The sequence below is a fragment of the Chitinophaga sp. YIM B06452 genome (assembly GCF_039655965.1).
Taxonomy (GTDB): domain Bacteria; phylum Bacteroidota; class Bacteroidia; order Chitinophagales; family Chitinophagaceae; genus Chitinophaga.
Map to the genome: position 1 here is coordinate 1,617,220 of NZ_JAWLKY010000002.1, position 16,209 is coordinate 1,633,428.

12 protein-coding genes are annotated in these 16,209 nt (G+C 54.2%); 11 read left to right on the plus strand and 1 reads right to left on the minus strand.

Going from position 1 to position 16,209, the window contains the following annotated elements; genetic code table 11:
* Positions 1-51: 51 nt before the first annotated feature.
* The 4 genes from R3I13_RS16535 (at position 52) to R3I13_RS16550 (ending at position 4,266) form a co-directional block, all read left to right on the plus strand.
* Entirely contained in the window at positions 52-939 is an 888-nt protein-coding gene (locus R3I13_RS16535) for a tetrahydrofolate dehydrogenase/cyclohydrolase catalytic domain-containing protein (RefSeq protein WP_346319060.1), read from the plus strand.
* 20 nt (positions 940-959) lie between these two features.
* Positions 960-1,580: a 7-carboxy-7-deazaguanine synthase QueE gene (locus R3I13_RS16540; RefSeq protein ID WP_346319061.1), complete on the plus strand. Its 621-nt coding sequence runs from the start codon at positions 960-962 to the stop codon at positions 1,578-1,580.
* Between the two features lie 340 nt (positions 1,581-1,920).
* The gene (locus R3I13_RS16545; protein ID WP_346319062.1) at positions 1,921-3,792 is read left to right on the plus strand and encodes an OmpA family protein; all 1,872 of its coding nucleotides are present in this window, start codon (positions 1,921-1,923) and stop codon (positions 3,790-3,792) included.
* Positions 3,793-3,804: 12 nt separating this feature from the next.
* Positions 3,805-4,266: a hypothetical protein gene (locus R3I13_RS16550; RefSeq protein WP_346319063.1), complete on the plus strand. Its 462-nt coding sequence runs from the start codon at positions 3,805-3,807 to the stop codon at positions 4,264-4,266.
* A 35-nt stretch (positions 4,267-4,301) separates the two neighbouring features.
* On the opposite strand, the gene R3I13_RS16555 is transcribed toward R3I13_RS16550, so the two are convergent.
* Positions 4,302-5,072: a 5'-nucleotidase, lipoprotein e(P4) family gene (locus R3I13_RS16555; RefSeq protein ID WP_346319064.1), complete on the minus strand. Its 771-nt coding sequence runs from the start codon at positions 5,070-5,072 to the stop codon at positions 4,302-4,304.
* An 88-nt stretch (positions 5,073-5,160) separates the two neighbouring features.
* Here R3I13_RS16555 and dprA point away from each other — a divergent pair, with 88 nt between their 5' ends.
* The 7 genes from dprA to R3I13_RS16590 all read left to right on the plus strand — a co-directional run bounded on the left by dprA (position 5,161) and on the right by R3I13_RS16590 (position 15,927).
* Positions 5,161-6,270, plus strand: a complete 1,110-nt coding sequence (dprA, locus tag R3I13_RS16560; protein WP_346319065.1) for a DNA-processing protein DprA — start codon at positions 5,161-5,163, stop codon at positions 6,268-6,270.
* Between the two features lie 78 nt (positions 6,271-6,348).
* A complete protein-coding gene (gene guaB / locus R3I13_RS16565; RefSeq protein WP_346319066.1) occupies positions 6,349-7,827 on the plus strand; it encodes an IMP dehydrogenase in 1,479 nt (492 codons plus the stop codon).
* A gap of 139 nt (positions 7,828-7,966) precedes the next feature.
* The gene (gene lnt, locus R3I13_RS16570) at positions 7,967-9,586 is read left to right on the plus strand and encodes an apolipoprotein N-acyltransferase (RefSeq protein WP_346319067.1); all 1,620 of its coding nucleotides are present in this window, start codon (positions 7,967-7,969) and stop codon (positions 9,584-9,586) included.
* Positions 9,570-10,373, plus strand: coding sequence for an alpha/beta hydrolase (locus tag R3I13_RS16575; protein ID WP_346319068.1), 804 nt, complete (start codon positions 9,570-9,572; stop codon positions 10,371-10,373). Before lnt ends, R3I13_RS16575 begins: the two co-directional genes overlap by 17 nt.
* Before the next feature lie 22 nt (positions 10,374-10,395).
* The gene (locus R3I13_RS16580; RefSeq protein WP_346319069.1) at positions 10,396-12,984 is read left to right on the plus strand and encodes a PKD domain-containing protein; all 2,589 of its coding nucleotides are present in this window, start codon (positions 10,396-10,398) and stop codon (positions 12,982-12,984) included.
* A gap of 240 nt (positions 12,985-13,224) precedes the next feature.
* Positions 13,225-15,156 (plus strand): PKD domain-containing protein, encoded by a 1,932-nt coding sequence (locus R3I13_RS16585; protein ID WP_346319070.1) that lies wholly within the window; start codon positions 13,225-13,227, stop codon positions 15,154-15,156.
* A 9-nt stretch (positions 15,157-15,165) separates the two neighbouring features.
* Positions 15,166-15,927, plus strand: a complete 762-nt coding sequence (locus tag R3I13_RS16590; protein WP_346319071.1) for an SDR family NAD(P)-dependent oxidoreductase — start codon at positions 15,166-15,168, stop codon at positions 15,925-15,927.
* Positions 15,928-16,209 lie beyond the last annotated feature (282 nt).

Below are 16,209 nucleotides of genomic sequence, written 5' to 3' on the forward strand. Positions count from 1 at the left end.
GGGCTAGGGCAGTCCCTTTCCATTTGTCCGTCATTTTTCATACCTTTGCGCATGCAAATTTTAGACGGTAAACTCACTTCACAGGCAATTAAAGATCAATTGGCCGTTAAAACGGCTGAATTGAAAGCCCAGGGCAAGAAAGTACCCCATCTGGCCGCCATCCTGGTAGGCAACAACGGCGCAAGCGAAACCTATGTTGCGTCTAAGGTGAAATCCTGCGCAGAGATCGGCTACAATTCTACCCTTCTCCGTTTCGAGGATACCATTTCAGAAAAACACCTGCTGGACCATATCAACATGCTCAACGAAAATGTGGATATAGACGGTATCCTGGTGCAGCTTCCCCTGCCGAAGCATATCAATGAAGAGCTCGTGATCAATACCATAGATCCAAGTAAGGATGTAGACGGCTTCCATCCCATGAACGTGGGCAAAATGGTGGCCGGCCTACCCGCATTCATACCCGCCACACCTTTCGGCATCATGCTGATGCTGGAACATTATAACATCGACACCAAAGGCAAACATGCCGTAGTGATCGGCCGCAGCCACATTGTAGGCACGCCCGTAAGCATTTTGCTGAGCCGCAACACCAATCCCGGCAACTGCACCGTAACCCTCTGCCACAGCCATACGCACAACCTGAAAGAACTCTGCCTCCAGGCGGATATCGTTGTAGCAGCCATCGGCCGCCCCGATTTCGTGACCGGCGACATGGTGAAAGAAGGCGCAGTGGTGATAGACGTGGGTATCAACCGCGTGCCGGACGCCGGCAAAAAAAGCGGATTCCGCCTGGTGGGAGATGTGAATTACGCCGAAGTTGCGCCCAAATGCAGCTTCATCACCCCGGTTCCCGGCGGCGTAGGTCCCATGACCATCGCGGCATTGCTGAAGAACACCTATCACGCCGCCATCGGCCAGAAAGGCAACCAGAACTGATTTTAAGCTAACTTTGCACTATGCAGTCCACCATCATACAAACAGCAGCGCTGCCTGTGATGGAATCTTTCTACACCCTTCAGGGTGAAGGATTTCACCAGGGGAAAGCCGCATATTTCATCCGCCTCGGCGGATGCGACGTGGGCTGCGTATGGTGCGACGTGAAAGAAAGCTGGGATGCGGACAAACACCCGCAGGTGGAAATTTCCACGCTGGTGAGCGAAGCATCCGCCAATCCCGGCCGCATAGCCGTTATCACAGGCGGCGAGCCACTCATGCATAACCTCGGCGGGCTTACGAAAGCCCTGCACAAAGCCGGTTTCCGCAATCATATCGAAACATCCGGCTCTTCGCCGCTCAGCGGCAGCTGGGACTGGATCACGCTTTCCCCAAAGAAGTTCAAAGCCCCGCTGGACGAGGTTTGCAGGCAGGCGCATGAACTGAAGATCATCATCTACAATAAGTCCGACTTTGCCTGGGCAGAGAAATACGCCGCGCTCGTGAACAAACAATGCCGGCTGTATCTTCAGCCCGAATGGAGCCGCGCCGCAGATATGACCCCGCTGATCGTGGATTACGTGAAAGACAACCCGCAGTGGCAGATCTCGCTGCAGATACATAAGTATATCAACGTTCCTTAATATTCTTCCACTGTTAAACAAATTGGGTACCTGCAAAAGGTTATTGCGGAAGCGGAGCCAAGGCAGAAGAGATGAGTTCGTCATTGCGAGGAGCCGCGGAGCCGAGGCGGGCGGGACGACGAAGCAATCTCCTGCGTTGAATGCTGATACTCCGATGCAATACAGAAGAGATTGCTTCGTCGCGCTTCCTGCCGCAAAGAATTCTCCGCGGCTCCTCGCAATGACGTGCTTTTACGCAATGACGGCTTGGCTCCGCTGCTCCCCGCAATGCCCCTTTCTGTATCAGTATTAACACCCCCTATCATAAATCCCCCTCTTTTTTCGTTATTTAGCAACAACTATGAAAAAACTCCTGTTATTCTTCTGCTGCATTGCCAGCCTGCCGCTAATGGCGCAAAAGACGGACAAGGCCGATAAAAAAGCGATGGCCCTGTTCGAACAAAGCATGGACGCCATGCGGATCGAACAATACAACGACGCTGTTAAGCTACTCAAAGAAGCCATCCAGGTGAAACCTACCTTTCCTGACGCATACGGTCAGCTGGGCCTCACCTATATCGCCATGAAACAATACCCCGCCGCGCTGGAGGCTTTTTCGCAGCTGGAAAAGCTGGATCCTAACGGGTTTCGTTCCATCCGCCCTTCCTATGCCCGCGCACTGGCCGGCACCGGCCAGTTCAAAGAAGCGCTGGCCGTGCTCTCTGAATATGTGCAGACCGCTAAAAACCCTTCTCCTAAAGCCTTACAGCTGAAGAAGAACATGGAATTCGCCATCGCCACCCAGCCCGTGCCCTTCCAGCCGCAGAATCTCGGCGATCATATCAATTCCCCCGATCCTGAATATTTCCCCTCTCCCACCATAGACGGTAAAACCCTCGTGTATACCCGCCGCGTGCGCGGCCGCAACGAGGATTTTTTCATCGCTGACCGCGACAGCCTGCAATGGCAGGCCAGCCGCGATATGGGAGAACCCGTGAATACCGCTTTCAACGAAGGTGCGCAGAATATTTCGCAGGATGGCGAAATGCTCGTATTCACCGGTTGTGATTTCCCGAACGGCCGCGGCAGCTGCGATATCTATTATTCCATCAAAACGCCCGAAGGCTGGCAGCCGCCCAGGAACATCGGTCCCGCTATCAATACAGAGTTCTGGGAATCGCAGCCCTGCCTTTCGCCTGATAAACAAACGCTGTATTTCACCCGCGAAACGCAGGATGCCGGCGCAGATATTTTTGTAAGCGTGCGCAATGCAGCGGGACAATGGAGCCCCGCTGAAAGGCTCGGCCCGCAGATCAATACACGCGGGCGCGAAACAACGCCCTTCCTGCATGCGGACGGGCAAACGCTGTTCTTCGCGTCAGACGGGCATCCTGGCTTTGGCGGGCTGGATATATTCTATTCCCGCAAACAGTCGGACGGCAGCTGGGGGCCCGCCGTAAACCTGGGTTATCCCATCAATACGATCGAAGAGGAAGGCAGCCTTACCGTTGCAGCCGATGGCAAAACAGCCTACTACGCATCCGACCGTTCGGATTCCAAAGGCTCGCTGGACATTTACAGTTTTGAACTGTATGAAAGCGCGCGGCCCATGCCCACGCTTTACCTTAAAGGTTATGTATACGACGCCAAAACCAATACCCGCCTCAAAGCCAGCCTCGACCTGATCGATCTTGCCACCAAGCTCACTATTGCCACCGTGCGCAGCAACGACAACGGCGATTACCTGGTGCCGCTGCCTACCGGTAAAGACTATGCATTTTCGGTGAACCGCAAAGGCTACCTTTTTTATTCCGATAATTTTTCACTGAAAGAAGCAAAAACAGATCAGCCCTTCGAGAAGAACATCCCGTTGACGCCGCTGGAACCCAATGCGGTGGCCGTGTTGCGGAACATCTTCTTCCCTTCCAATCAATATACGCTGGATCCTGCTTCAGCCACCGAGCTGGATAAACTTGTAGCCCTGCTGAAAGAAAACCCCACGATGGTGGCAGAGATCAGCGGCCATACAGACAATGTGGGCAGCGACGCGGCCAACCAGCAACTGTCTGAAAACCGCGCCAAATCTGTGGTGGAGTACCTTGTTCAACATGGTGTCCAGGCTGGGCGCCTGAAAGCGAAAGGCTACGGTGAAACTAAAGCGATAGACAGTAACGATACTGAAACAGGCCGCGCGCAAAACAGGCGCACCGAGCTGAAAGTGATCAGTTTGTAATAACTTGCCGGTATGATCGCGTTATTCCCTTTGTCACAACCCGCTACACTGGCCGCTATCCTCGAAGAGCTGCGGCCAGGCACTTCTCCGAAATGGGGCAGCATGCAGGCACAGCAGATGATCGAGCACCTGGATGTGATCGTACGCCATTCCGCAGGCAATAAAGAAATGGCGGTGGTATCTTCCGCAGAAATGCTGCCAAAGCTGCGCCGCTGGCTGGAAACAGATAAACCGTTGCAGAGAATGATCGAAAATCCAACATTCAGGAATACCACGCTCCTGCATCCCGGCCTCGGCACCGCGATACTATCGCTGCATGAAGGGCTGGCGCATTTCCATCACGTATATATTGCCTCCCCGGAGCATACTTCCATCCACCCGGTGTTCGGGCCGCTGGATTACGAAGGCTGGATGCGGTTCCACCAAAAACATTTCAGGCATCACCTCACGCAGTTTGGGTTGCTGGAGGAATAACCTGTAAAAAAAGCGCCGGCGTTCCGGCGCTTTTTTTATTCCGTTCTTATTGCGCTTCGCAAAGCACTGTCTGCATCAGCGCCTTTGGGTATCAGCGCGCTGAGCCAGTCGCCATACATTGCGTTGGGCAGCATGATGAAACGTGCGCCGAACTGCTCCTGCAGGCGTTCTACAGCGGCGTTCCGCCCGGCGGGCGTTTTTTTGTAGAAGTCTTCCGCGAAGTCGCCCAGGTTGTCGCCTACCAGCATCGCGATCTCATATTTTTGGGCGATGGCGTTGCGGCGTTCTTCCTTATTTGAATTGCCGGACGACAGGATCAGGTGCTCGTTGTCTGCGAAGGGGAAATTGTAGCGCTGGAGATTTTTCAGCGTGGCTGCGCGTTCGCTTTCCAGGCGGTTGGTAACATAGTAGACGGTGAAACCTTTTTCCGCGGCGTACTTAAAGAATGAGGGCGCGCCGGGTACTGTATCACAGGCAGCTTTGGCGGTCCATTCTTCCCAGGTGCTTTGGCTCCATGTTTTTCCCGCCAGGGTTGTTTTGGCGGTATAGGGACTGTTGTCCAGCACCGTTTCATCGATGTCCGTCACGATGGCTCGTGGCCGCAGCGTTTGCTGGTGGCTCATTACTTCCACCCTTTCGCCGGCAATCCGGTAGGCTTGCAGGCATAACGCTTTGTATTCCGCAGCGCGCTGCTGCCAGAGGGCTGCCCAGGCGGGTCCTCCGATGGAAGGCTGGGCAGTAGCCAGTGGCTGCGGGGTTTTGCAGGCAAAAAAGGCCGATACAATAAGCAGGTAACTATAACGCATATACGATAATTTGAGTGTGGATAAAAGAATGGGTGGATTTGAAAAAAGCCCGGGTAATTTGGCGTAAATTAGAGAAAATTGTTAACCCATGCGCGAAGAGCTTCACTACCGTATTGCGCTTACATTTTTGCCCCTGGTGGGGGATGTGGCGGCGAAAAATCTCCTGGAAATATTTGGTTCGGCTACAGCGATCTTCCAGGCGCGAAGGCGCGAGCTGGAAAGCGTTGCCGGTATTGGCGCTGTCAAAGCGGCGGCGATCAAGAACTTCCGTGATTTTTACCGGGTGGAAGCGGAAGCGCGTTTTTTGCAACGGCACCAGATCAGGACAGTATTTTATACAGATGAAGATTACCCGGGCAGGTTGAAACATTGTTATGACAGCCCGGTGTTGTTGTATTATAAAGGCAAAGGAAATCTTCATCCTGAAAAAGTGCTCGGCATTGTGGGCACGCGGCGGCCAACGGCTTACGGCAGCAATATTTGCCGGGAGTTCGTGAAAGCATTTGCGCCGCATGGCATTACCATTGTGAGCGGTATGGCCTATGGTATAGACATTGCCGCGCACCAGGCCGCGATTGAAAACGGGCTGCCTACTATCGGCGTACTTGCGCACGGACTGAACCGGCTGTACCCCGCGGCCCATGCCCGGATCGCGGCGCAGATGCTGGAAACAGGCGGATTGTTGTCCGACTTCAGCAGCGGGGCAGAATTGAACCGGCAGAATTTCCCCCGGCGCAACCGCATAGTGGCGGGACTTTGCGATGCATTGCTGGTCGTGGAAAGCGGCAGCACGGGCGGTTCTCTCATCACGGCAGATATTGCGGGCAGCTACAACCGCGACGTACTGGCCATTCCCGGCCGCATTGGCGACAGTTGTTCAGCCGGCTGCCTGGACCTGGTAAAACAAAACAAAGCCGCGCTCGTAACCAGTCCTGAAGATGTGCTGCGCATGCTGGACTGGCGGCCAGCGGCTCCCACAGTAAAGCCAGTAGCACAAAGCAGCCTGTTCCATTCCCTGGAGCCTTCCCAGCAGAACATCTTACATATATTATCCGGGCATAGCCAGCTGGATATAGACGAATTGCAGTACCACAGCGGTATTGCACGAAGCGCCATTGCGGCGGAACTGATGCAGCTCGAAATGCTGGGGCTGGTGCGGGCATTGCCGGGGCATACATATCAATTAATCAGCACATGAATAGCCACTGATTGGAATACGGGGAAAAGTCGTACATTTGCGTGCAATTATTTAAGAAACTATCAAAATAATTGCAATATGCCTGCGGGAAAATCCAAACAGAAATTTGTAGCTGACGGTCTCACCTTCGACGATGTTTTACTTGTGCCAGCTTATTCAGAAGTACTGCCCAGAGAAGTAAACATTTCCACCCAACTTACCAAGAACATACGGATCAACATTCCCATGGTATCTGCTGCTATGGACACTGTTACCGAAGCCACGCTGGCCATTGCCCTGGCGCGGGAAGGCGGTATCGGCATCCTGCATAAGAACATGAGCGTGGAAAAACAGGCCGAGCTGGTGAGGAAAGTGAAACGCAGCGAAAGCGGCATGATCCTCGACCCGCTTACCCTCAGCGCAGACTCCACCGTAGGCCAGGCCCTCCGCCTGATGAAGGAGAACGGCATCGGCGGCATTCCCATCGTAGACGGCGATAAAAAACTCATCGGCATCCTCACCAACCGCGACCTCCGCTTCGAAAAGGCCAATACCAAAAGGCTGATCAGCGAAGTGATGACCAAAGACAACCTGGTGACCGCCCCTGAGAACACCGACCTGAAAAAAGCTGAGAAGATCCTCCAGCAGCACCGCATCGAGAAGCTGCCGGTAGTGAATAAACAAGGCAAGCTCGTAGGGCTTATCACCTACCGCGATATCATCCAGCTTACCAGCTTCCCCAATGCCGCCAAAGACAACTACGGCAGGCTGCTGGTAGGCGCTGCCCTCGGCATTACGCCGGACCTGCAAGACCGCGCTGCTGCGCTGCTGCACGTGGGCGTGGACGTTGTAACGCTCGACAGTGCGCATGGCCATTCCATCTACGTACTCGAAGCACTCAAAAAACTGAAAAAAGCCTTCCCGAAACTCCAGGTGATAGGCGGTAACGTAGCTACGGCAGACGGCGCGCTGGCGCTCGCAGCCGCAGGTGCAGACGCTGTAAAAATAGGCGTAGGTCCCGGTTCCATCTGTACCACCCGCGTTGTGACCGGCGCAGGCTTCCCGCAATTATCCGCTATCCTCGACGCAGCCCAGGCCCTGAAAAAGTCAGGTATCCCTGTGATCGCAGACGGTGGCATCCGCTATACCGGCGATATGGTGAAAGCCCTGGCAGCAGGCGCATCCACCATCATGGCTGGTTCGATCTTCGCCGGCGTGGAAGAAAGCCCCGGGGAGACCATCATTTACGAAGGCCGCAAATTCAAATCATACCGCGGCATGGGTTCCATCGAAGCCATGGCCGAAGGCAGCAAAGACCGTTACTTCCAGGACGTTGAGGCCGATATCAAGAAACTGGTTCCTGAAGGCATCGTAGGCCGCGTTCCTTACAAAGGCATGCTGGCTGAAGTGGTGCAGCAGTTTGTAGGCGGCCTCCGCGCAGGCATGGGCTATGTGGGCGCCAAAGACATCAAGGCCCTGCAGGACGCGCAGTTTGTGAAGATCACTTCCGCAACGGTGAAAGAAAACCACCCTCACGACGTAGTGATCACCAAAGAAGCGCCGAACTACAGCAGGTAATCCAACGAAAGAAAATAACAGGCATACAAGGGCGTACCAAAACGGTGCGCCCTTTTTCATACTTCCATCCCGTGTTTACATTTCCGTTAGGTTTGCCCCGGCTGCCGGTATTTACATTTTTCCTTTTTACATTTGAAGGATGAATGCATTCCTGCGAAAACGCTTTCCCCTGCTGCTCAGTATCTTAGCGGGGTTACTCATGTGGGCCGGCTGGCCTACTTCCCCGCTGACCTTCCTTGTTTTTATCGGTCTCGTGCCCCTGCTGGCTATCACAGACCGTGTGAAAGACGGGCGTGCGCATTTCGGGCTGGTATTCCTCGCATTCTGGATATGGAACACCGGCAGTACCTGGTGGGTGGGCAACACCACCGTACCGGCCAGCGGCATTTTCGCCAATGCATTCAACGCCCTGCTGATGAGCATTCCCTGGCTGGGTTACAGGAGCGCCCTGGCCAGAACGGGCCGCCTTACTGGGTATTTCGCGCTCATCGTTTACTGGCTGACGTTCGAATATATCCACCAGCAATGGGAGTTGAGCTGGCCCTGGCTTACGCTGGGCAATGCTTTCGCCATGCGGCCCGATTGGGTGCAGTGGTACGAATACACCGGCACCACAGGCGGTTCGTTGTGGGTATTGCTGATGAACATCCTCGTTTACCAGGCCTGGCGCCGCGGCCAGCATGAGCCGGGATGGTTCTTTCTCTGGAAAGAAGGCTGGAAACCTTTGTTGTTGCTAATTCTGCCACTTGCGGCCTCCTTTGCCACGGGTGTGTACAAACCCGGTGTATCCGAAAATACCAGGAACGTGGTGATCGTGCAGCCGAACATAGACCCCTACGACGAAAAATTCACCGAAGGCGCCGCTATGGACCAGTTGCACAAATTACTGGCGCTTACCAAAGAAAAAACAGACAGCAGCACCCGCTTCGTGATATGGCCGGAGACAGCCTTATTCCCTTCCGGCGCGTGGGAGCACCTGCTGAACGACCAGCCGGAGATCATGGCCATCCGCCAGTTCCTCACCCAATATCCCCGCGCGAAGATCGTGACCGGCGCTTCCACCTTCAGGCGCTATGCGGGCACGGAAGACGTGCCGTCCACCGCACGCGTGACGAACGGGGATACCTATTACGACGCATTTAATTCTTCCATCCAGGTAGACACTTCGCAGAACATACAGATCTATCATAAAGCCAAGCTGGTGCCCGGTGTGGAATTGACGCCCTACATGCGTTACCTGCCTTTCATGAAAAAATTGGCCCTTGATATGGGCGGTATTTCAGGCAGTTATGGCCTTACGCCCGGCGTACCGCTGTTCTTCAACCCGGATGAGCAATGCAATATTTTCACCGCTATCTGCTACGAATCCGTTTACGGCGATTTTGTGGCCGAAAAGGTGCGGCAGGGCGCTAACCTGCTGGTAGTGTGCACCAACGACGGCTGGTGGGGCAATACAGAGGGCCATCGCCAGCACCTGCAGTACGCCCGCCTCCGCGCCATAGAAACCCGCCGATGGGTGGCCCGCAGCGCCAATACAGGCATATCCGCCTTCATAACGCCCAGGGGCGCAGTGATTGATGCTCAACCCTATTGGGAACCGGCTGTTATCGAACATGCTGTAACACCTTACTACCATCAAACGTTCTACGTAAAATATAGCGGTTACATCGCCAGGGCTCCCGTTATCTTTTGTATATTGCTGGTAGCATACACCATTGTATTACGGGTAATTCGCAGGCGATATGTGGAAAACATTTAACAACGGAGGCCAGGAAGGCACTTACTGGGCAGAGGGTGAAGGCAAAGCCGTCATCCTGATCCATGGTTATGGAGAAGATCAATCGGTTTGGGAACACCAGACCGCTTTCCTCAGGGTGCATTACCGCGTGCTGGTGCCAGACCTTCCGGGCACAGGCAAATCAGCCATCACCCACCCCCTTTCCATGGACAGCATTGGAGAATTCATTTATGGCATGATGACCGCCGAAGGCATCAGCCAGGCTACGGTGATCGGGCATAGCATGGGAGGATACGTGGCGCTGGCCTTTGCCGAAAAATATCCGCACCTGCTGGAAGGGCTGGGCCTGTTCAGTTCCACCGCCAGGCCAGACAGTGAAGAGAAAAAAGAGGCGCGCCGGAAATCTATCCGTATGCTCAACCAGTACGGGGTAGAACAATTCCTGCGGCAGCTGCTGCCCAATATGTTCGCCGCCAGCTTCAGGATCAACCAGGGCGCGAGGGTGGACAATTTCATCCAGCAAGCCATTAAGATACCCCAGGAAACGCTCATTGCCTATTACGAGGCCATGATGGAAAGGCCGGACCGTACGGCTGTACTGAAAGAGATCAAAGTGCCGGTGCTGTTCTTTATCGGGAAAGAGGACCAGGCCGTGCCCCTGGACAATATCATGCCACAGGTAACCATGCCGGCCGTTGCCAGCATTCATATCATAGACCAGGTTGGACACACAGGGCACCTGGAGGTATACGAGGAAAGTAACCTGATACTTTACCAGTTTGTCGAGTTCTGCCAACGGACTGTTTAAAAAACAAGTAGATTCAAGCCATTTGCGGAAAGCTTTGCTGATAACCTTCCTGGGCCTGGTATCCCTGGCTGCTAGGGCTGATCATATCATCGGCGGAGAGATGTATTACAACTGGCTTAGCGCCACCGGCAGCGGCAATACTTACCAGATCACGCTTAAGCTTTTTGTACGCTGCGACGCCACCACCGCGCAGATCGACGCTGATGTGAACATTACGCTATATGACGGGAACGGCAATTATTTCGATGTACTGGAGCGCATTCCCCGCAACGATCTTCAAAAATACACCGCCACGGACGTGGATCCATGCATCGTGAACCCACCATACGTCTGCTACCAGATCGCTTTTTACACCACGCAGGTTACCCTTCCCTTCAATACTTCGGGCTACTACGCCACTTTCCAGCGCTGCTGCCGCCGCACCCGGCTCACCAATATCTTTTCGGACGACAATAATGTAGGGGGCAGCTATTTCACTAAAATACCCGGCGCGCAAAATAATTTCGACAGCAACAGCGGCCCGCGGTTCAGCGCCGAAAAGGGCACCATCGTTTGCGCCAACAGCAAATTCAAATACGACTACGCCGCAACAGACCCCAACGGCGACTCGCTCGTATACTCTTTTTCCACTGCCTATACCGGCGGCGACCGCAATTTTCCCAAGCCCGAAGTATCCGGCGCACCTCCTTACGACCCGGTTTCCTATAAAGATCCTTTTACCGCAGCACAACCGCTGGGCGATAAAGCGACCATCGACCCGAAGACCGGCGTCATTTCCGGTACCGCACCCAGGAGCGGGTTGTACATCGTTACCGTATCTGTTCATGAATACCGTAAAGGCGTGTTCATCGGCGAGCATAAAAAAGAATTCCAGTTCACCGTGGAAAACTGCGTAAGGCAGGTGGTAGCGGCGCTGCCGGATAAATTCGCGGATTGCGATGGTTATGTGATCAACTTCGTGAACAACAGCACCCCTAACAAACCGTACGTGTGGGATTTCGGGGACGGCACCACCTACTCCACCAACAGTCTTGCTACCTTCCCGCACACTTATGCAGACACCGGCACTTACATCGTGAAGCTCACCGTGGACCCCACCAGCAATTGTGGCGACAGCGCGTTTTCCACCGTGAAAGTATACCCCGTGCTGGCGCCCTCCTTCGATTTCAGCGGGCTTTGCACCACCAAACCCACGCAATTCAACAATACTTCCACCACCGACGTCGGCGTTTTCGATTATTTTAAATGGGACTTCGGCGACGCCGCGCTCACGAATGATACTTCCAACCTGCAATCGCCCACCTGGCAATACACGACGCCCGGGAATTACACGGTCAAATTTTATATGAGCACCAGCAAGGGCTGCGAAAAAGAGGTCACAAAAACCATCAACATCTACGACAAACCGCCGTTCACCGCCACCGGCGATACCTTGCTTTGCATAAAAGACCCGTTGCAGTTGCATTCGGAAAGCGCCATGGCAGGCAGTTACAGCTGGTCGCCGCTGTACAACATCACCGGGGCCAACACCGCCAACCCCGTTGTTTCACCCAAAAAAGATACGGCTTACAACGTCACCTTCACCGACCTCACCGGCTGCGTGAACACCAAACGTGTAGCCATTGACGTTAGAGATACCATTTACGTGAAAACTTCCGCGGACAGCGTGATCTGCACCGGCGACCCGGTAGACCTTGTAGCGGAAGCCGATGGCAATTACAGCTTCACCTGGACGAACATAGACACCCGGCAGATCATCAGCCGGACCAACACCGTTACTGTAACACCTGTAAGAACAGGCGCTTACTACGTACAGGTAGACCTTGGCAGCTGCAACTCCCGCGATTCCGTTTTCTTCAGGACGGTGGACCCGCCGGCAGCGTTTGCCGGTACAGACAGCACGATCTGTTACGGCGATAAAGTGCTGCTCCAGGCCAGCGGCGGCGCATTCTACAGCTGGGCTCCTCCTGAAACACTGACCAGTCCGCGGAAAGCGAACACCATCGCATGGCCGAAAGAGACCACCACGTATGTTGTAACGGTAACGGATACACTGGGATGCCCCAAAGCTGTAACCGCTGAAAGGACCATCACCGTAATTCCACCTGTGCCTGCTTTCGCCGGCAACGACACCATCGTGCTGAAAGGCCAGCCTTTCCGCCTGAATGCCAGCGGCGGCGTGCAGTACCGCTGGTCGCCGGCAGACGGGCTCAGCAGCATCACCGTGCCCGACCCCGTTACCAACTACAACCGCGACATTACCTACCGCGTAAAAGTTTATACCGCTGAAGGCTGCGTGGGAGAAGACGATATCAGCATCCGCTTCATGACCGGCCCCGAGATCTACATTCCCAATGCCTTCACGCCCAACGGCGACGGGGTGAACGACGTATTCCGGCCGATGCCGGTGGGCTTTACCAAAATGGAGTACTTCAGGATATACAACCGCTGGGGCCAGGAAGTATACAATTCCGTTCAATACCTCAAAGGCTGGGACGGCAAAAAGAACGGCAGCCCCGCAGCCGCCGATACTTATGTGTGGATCGTGGGCGGCACCAATATTGCCGGGCAGCTGGTAGAAAAGCGCGGAACGGTGACGCTTATCCGGTAAGATCCTGTTCCTCCTGAACGGAAAAGCCTGTACGAAATCCCCGTTTTTCCGCGGCTGGACAGGTATAAAAGGGCCGGTTCCAGCGCCGGTAAAACAAATATTTTCAGCCCCAAAAAATGAGTATTCTAACAACTAAAGCATTACACTTTATTATCTTTTTCATATTCATTTCCTGTCTTTTTATATTTCAGCAAGCCCTTTATTTTCCGTAAATTCAGAGTAACAAGAACGCCTTACCCCATGGGCAAATCTGTTATCCTCTTTCTCATTCTGGCCTGCTCGCTCTACGGGACAGTGAACGCATACCACATTATCGGCGGGGAGATCTATTACCGGACTGTGGGGTATAATTCAGCCACGGGGAATTACAGGTATCTCTTCATCCTCAAACTATACCGCGACGGCGATTTTGTTTGCGGCAGCCGCCAGGGCTGCCTTGATTATTTCGAAAACCCCGTTCCCATCAACATCTTCAACTCAGCCGGCAACCGCATAGGGCCATCCCGGCTGATGGAAATACAATACACCAGGCCTATCCGCGATACGTTGAAGAATCCATGCCTTGCACCACAAACCATATATCTTGAAGTAGCCTTTTACGGAAGCGATACGATAGAGTTGCCGCCGATACAGGGCGGCTATTATATTTCTTACCAGCGCTGCTGCCGCGGTGAAGCGCTTACCAACATCTACAACTCCGAAAGGGAAGGCTCCACTTTTTACACCTGGATACCCGGCTCCGAAAGCCGTCCGGGCAATAACAGCGTTTATTTCGGGATAGACGAAGCGCCCGTGATCTGCTCCGGCCTCCCCTTGCGGTATAATTACCGCGCCACAGACCCTGACGGCGACAGTCTCACCTACTCCCTTTGCAGCGCCCTGGCGGGCGGCAACAGCCGGACGAACGAAGCGGTAAGCCCGCCGCCATACACCACTACCGTCAGTTACATACCGCCTTACCACGGCGGCTCGCCCATGGGCGGCGCACCGGCCATGAGCATAGATAACAGCGGCCTGATCACCGGCGTACCGGACCGTTCGGGGAAATTCGTGGTATCCGTTTGCGTATCAGAATACGACAGGCGCACCAGGCGTTTGCTGGGCGTGCATCATAAGGATATACTCATTACCGTATACAACTGCGAGACACGCATCACCGCCGCTACGCCCGCGCTGCTGAACCATTGCAACGACAGCCTGGGGCTGAATGTGCCCATTACCAACAACAGCGTGGCCGGCTTCACCTCCACTTACCGCTGGACCTTCAGCGACGGCACCGATACCACCACCTTTACCCGCAACGTATTCTTTCACCAGTTTCCCGACACCGGCGTATATACCGTTAAACTGGTGGTGAACCCCGGGCTGCCCTGTACAGACAGCATGACCGGGCGCATCAATAACTATCCCGGCCTGCGGTCCGGCTTTACCCTGAGCGGGCTTTGCAGGGAGAACCCCGTGTTCTTCACCGATACCTCCAGTTACCGCAACGGCAGCATCGTGTACAGGAAGTGGGACTTTGGGGTGGAAGATATTTCGCAGGACACCAGTAATGCCGTCAGCCCTACTTACCGCTTCCCCGCTGGCGGCGTATATTCCATCAACCTTACCCTGCGCACTAACCGCGGCTGCGAAGCCACCGTCACGCAGAATATACGGTTGTATGAAGTGAACCCCTTCGCGGGGAACGACACGATATTGGCGCGCGGGCAAACACTGCGCCTGCAGGGCACGGGCGGGGATACCTATGCCTGGAGCCCGGGCACCGGGCTGAGCGATCCCAACATCCGCGACCCGCTGCTCACCTGGAACGACGAGATCACGTTGCAGCTGCGCGTCAGCAACCAGCAAGGCTGCTTCGGTTTCGATTCCATCAATGTGAAATATTACACCGGTCCTGAGTTCTACATCCCCAACGCATTCTCCCCAAATGGGGACGGCATGAATGATTTCTTCCGGTTCATCCCCGTGGGCATCAAGGAGTACTTTTACTTCAGGATATTCAACCGCTGGGGCGAACTGGTATACAACTCGCTGGACTTCCGCCATGGCTGGGACGGGTACCATGGGGGCCGGCCGGCCGCTATCGACACGTACCTGTGGATCCTCGAAGGAATTGACCTCAACGGCCGGCGGATTTCCAAAAAAGGAACGGTAACTTTACTGCGATAAACAGCAGATATGAAGACTGGAAAAACAGCCCTTATCACCGGCGCCACAGCCGGTTTCGGAGAAGCCTGCGCAAGAAGGTTCGCATCGGAAGGTTATGACCTCGTGATCACCGGCCGCAGGGCGGAAAGGCTGGAAGCATTCAAATCGCAGCTGGAAAAGGAATTCAGTATACAGGTGAAGGCGCTGGCCTTCGACGTACGGAGCAACGATGCCGTAAAAGCATCCCTCAACTCACTGGAAGACAGCTGGAAGGCAATAGACGTGCTGGTAAACAATGCCGGCCTCGCGCTGGACCTGTCCACGATAGACGAGGGGAATACCGATGACTGGGATACCATGATCGACACGAACGTGAAGGGGCTGCTATACGTTTCCCGCGCGGTGATACCCTGGATGAAGGAACGGAAGCAGGGTCAGATCGTGAACATCGGCTCTACCGCGGCCAAAACGGTGTATGCCAAAGGCAATGTGTACTGTGCCAGCAAGGCGGCGGTAGACGCGCTTTCCCAGGGCATGCGCATCGACCTCCTGCCTTACAACATCAAGGTAACGGCGGTGCATCCCGGCGCGGCAGAAACCGAATTCTCCCTGGTGCGTTTTAAAGGCGATGAAAACAAGGCGAAGGACGTGTATAAAGGCTTTACCCCGCTGAGCGCGGCAGACGTGGCGGATGTGGTCTATTATTGCTGCTCGCTGCCCCCGCATGTGTGCATCAACGACCTGGTACTCACGCCAACGGCGCAGGCGAACGCTTATTATATCCACCGGTAAAAATTACACATAAGTGTTACAATACAAGTTATAATAATTCTCTATATTTGAAATCCTATGTAAAAATAAGCGCGGATCAGTAGTGGAGCATGAGCGGGTTACGGACACGGGGAGCCGGGTGCCTTATAAATACCACCAGAAGCAGAAAAAAGTGATATGAGATACAGTTGCGCCAAAAGGGCGTAAGACGAAATGACGACCTTATTGATAATCCTATAACCATATCCCTATGCTAACATTTGTTACTATGTACGTCCTCAGGCTGTACTATCCTAGAATTAA

What these genes read in the sequence shown, in the direction of transcription:
- R3I13_RS16545 (WP_346319062.1), top strand. Translation starts at nt 1,921, where the DNA reads ATGAAAAAACTCCTGTTATTCTTCTGCTGCATTGCCAGCCTGCCGCTA.
- dprA (WP_346319065.1), top strand. Translation starts at nt 5,161, where the DNA reads ATGCGCGAAGAGCTTCACTACCGTATTGCGCTTACATTTTTGCCCCTG.
- R3I13_RS16540 (WP_346319061.1), top strand. Translation starts at nt 960, where the DNA reads ATGCAGTCCACCATCATACAAACAGCAGCGCTGCCTGTGATGGAATCT.
- R3I13_RS16535 (WP_346319060.1), top strand. Translation starts at nt 52, where the DNA reads ATGCAAATTTTAGACGGTAAACTCACTTCACAGGCAATTAAAGATCAA.
- R3I13_RS16590 (WP_346319071.1), top strand. Translation starts at nt 15,166, where the DNA reads ATGAAGACTGGAAAAACAGCCCTTATCACCGGCGCCACAGCCGGTTTC.
- R3I13_RS16555 (WP_346319064.1), bottom strand. Translation starts at nt 5,072, where the DNA reads ATGCGTTATAGTTACCTGCTTATTGTATCGGCCTTTTTTGCCTGCAAA.
- lnt (WP_346319067.1), top strand. Translation starts at nt 7,967, where the DNA reads ATGAATGCATTCCTGCGAAAACGCTTTCCCCTGCTGCTCAGTATCTTA.
- guaB (WP_346319066.1), top strand. Translation starts at nt 6,349, where the DNA reads ATGCCTGCGGGAAAATCCAAACAGAAATTTGTAGCTGACGGTCTCACC.
- R3I13_RS16575 (WP_346319068.1), top strand. Translation starts at nt 9,570, where the DNA reads ATGTGGAAAACATTTAACAACGGAGGCCAGGAAGGCACTTACTGGGCA.
- R3I13_RS16550 (WP_346319063.1), top strand. Translation starts at nt 3,805, where the DNA reads ATGATCGCGTTATTCCCTTTGTCACAACCCGCTACACTGGCCGCTATC.
- R3I13_RS16585 (WP_346319070.1), top strand. Translation starts at nt 13,225, where the DNA reads ATGGGCAAATCTGTTATCCTCTTTCTCATTCTGGCCTGCTCGCTCTAC.